The sequence below is a fragment of the Enterobacter asburiae genome, assembly GCF_008080435.1.
Lineage (GTDB): Bacteria > Pseudomonadota > Gammaproteobacteria > Enterobacterales > Enterobacteriaceae > Enterobacter > Enterobacter asburiae_C.
In genome coordinates this window covers 1-2,581 of record NZ_VRKN01000048.1, presented here as the reverse complement: position 1 = coordinate 2,581, position 2,581 = coordinate 1, and the positions used below count along the sequence as shown (strand labels likewise).

The following is a 2,581-nucleotide window of genomic DNA, read 5'->3' as shown; positions in this document are numbered from 1 at the left end:
TGCGTATTTTCATGAATAGAGATCGCCCAATAACATCCATCGAGATCGGGTAATAACATTTGAGCAGATCGCTGAATAACATTCATAGAGATCACTTTTGACTCATTTTGTTATTCGGTGATCTCTATCAATGTTATTGGAACTTCACAGGTGTGTTGATCTGTATCTTTTGCCAATCTGGTGAAGGATACCTATGCCGACAGTTCCAATCTCTATGAGAAAACTCAAGGAAATACTTAGACTTAAATATGGTTCAGGACTCAGCCATCGTCAGATTGGCCGGAGTCTGGCGATCTCACCTTCTGTTGTATCCCGCTATGCCAATCGGGCTGCTCAGCTTGGTATAAAGCAGTGGCCATTGCCTGCGGAATGGGATGATGCAGCACTAAAGCATGCGTTCCTTCAAACACAGGTGAAGATGAAGAAACACTCCCTGCCAGACTGGGCTACGGTACACAAAGAGCTGCGTAATAAATGCGTGACGCTTCAACTGCTCTGGGAAGAGTACAGAGAGCGCAATCCTGGCGGTTCTTACAGTTATAACCATTACTGCCGGATGTATCGCGAATGGCTGAAAACCACCTCGCCATCGATGCGTCAGGTCCATAAAGCCGGTGAAAAACTCTTCGTTGATTACTGTGGACCAACCGTCGACATTACCAACCCCGATACAGGAGAAATAAGAACCGCACAGATCATCGTGGCTGTTCTCGGGGCGTCGAGTTACACATGGGCAGAAGCCACCTGGTCCCAACAGCTTGAAGACTGGGTGATGAGCCATGCTCGCTGCTTCCAGTGGCTTGGCGGTGTTCCTGAGCTTGTTGTTCCGGACAACCTGAAAAGTGCTACGTCACGGGCCTGTAAATATGATCCTGACGTTAATCCCACCTATCAGCAGATGCTTGAACACTACAATGTTGCCGTCATACCAGCACGTCCGCGTAAACCGAAAGATAAAGCCAAAGCCGAAGTAGGTGTCCAGGTTGTTGAACGCTGGATCATGGCCCGTATCAGACATGAAACCTTCTACAGCCTGGCATCACTTAACCAGCGTATCCGGGAGTTACTGGAAAGGCTGAATAACAAGGTAATGCAGAAACTGGGGTGTTCGCGGGCCGATCTCTTCACTCAGCTCGATAAACCTGAGCTGAAACCACTCCCTGAGGCCAGTTACAGCTATACCCTGGTGAAAAAAGTCAGGGTCCATGCTGATTACCACGTGGAGATCGACAAACATTACTACTCGGTACCCTGTTCGCTACTGGGCTTACAGCTGGAAGCATGGATCTCGGGTGAGCTGGTCAGACTGTTCAATCAGGGGCAGGAAGTGGCGACACATCCCCGCAACCGTAACTATGGTTACAGTACCCGTGAAGAGCATATGCCGGAGGCTCATCGCCAGCATGCTACCTGGACACCGGAACGGCTTCTGGAGTGGGCCAGTCACGTTGGCAGTGAAACCCATGACTACGTCCTTCACATCCTGAACTCACGGCCCCATCCGGAACAAAGCTACCGGTTCTGCCTGGGACTTCTGAACCTGCATAAGAAATACAGCAAAGCGAGGCTAAACGCAGCATGTGCCCGGGCGCTGAAAACTCAGGTATGGCGACTTGCGGGAATAAAATCGATCCTGGAAAAAGGTCTGGATAAACAGCCTGTTCCTGAAAACAAACCTGACCTGTTATCAACGCTGGAACATGAAAACGTTCGCGGCAGCAAATACTACCACTGATACGGAAGCCAATAATGAACCATCTTTATGAACAACTGACGGAACTGAAACTCACCGGCTTCCGGGATGCACTAAAAAACCAGATCGCGCAACCTGGCGCATACCAGGAGCTGGGGTTCGAGGAACGTCTGTCGTTACTGGCTTCAGAGGAACTGACCTGTCGCGAAAACAGGAAAGCAGAGCGCCTGGTGAAACAGGCGCGGTTCAGGCTCAGCGCCGAGTTATCAAAACTGGATTACCGGAGCAGCAGAGGCCTGGATAAGGCTCTCATCCGTTCACTCGGTCAGGGAAACTGGCTGAACCTGAAACAAAACCTGTTGCTGACGGGGGCGACAGGCAGTGGCAAAACGTATCTGGCCTGCGCGCTCGGCCATAATGCCTGTCGGCAGGGATACAAGGTCTACTACTACCGACTGAAAGCGCTGATGGATCTGTGCTATCAGGGGCATGCCGACGGAAGATACAGCAAACTGCTGACGAAACTGAATCACAGCGATCTGTTGCTTCTGGACGACTGGGGGCTGGAGCCTCTGTCGTCAGAACAACGCAGCGATCTACTGGAAATAGTGGATCTGATGTACCAGCGAGGCTCAATCATCGTCGTGAGCCAGTTGCCGGTGGAAAGCTGGTACAAGATGATCGGGGACTCAACGCATGCTGATGCCATCCTGGATCGCCTGGTTCATGGGAGTATCAAGATAGAACTTAAAGGAGAATCAATGCGAAAAATGCAAACCACGTTGACCGAAGGAGATCAGTGAAGTTAATGTAAAAATGGTTCTGTGAAAGTGACACGAACCGATCTCCATCAATGTTACTCACCGATCTCCTTCATGGTAATACGCA

The 2,581-nt window shown here is 50.3% G+C and carries 2 protein-coding genes; both read left to right on the top strand.

Annotated features, from left to right (window positions below):
* The first annotated feature begins 193 nt into the window (after positions 1-193).
* On the top strand, positions 194-1,735 hold the full coding sequence (gene istA, locus FU672_RS24700; protein ID WP_148245217.1) for an IS21 family transposase: 1,542 nt from the start codon (positions 194-196) through the stop codon (positions 1,733-1,735).
* A 14-nt stretch (positions 1,736-1,749) separates the two neighbouring features.
* On the top strand, positions 1,750-2,496 hold the full coding sequence (istB, locus tag FU672_RS24695) for an IS21-like element helper ATPase IstB (protein WP_085541833.1): 747 nt from the start codon (positions 1,750-1,752) through the stop codon (positions 2,494-2,496).
* Positions 2,497-2,581: the final 85 nt, after the last annotated feature.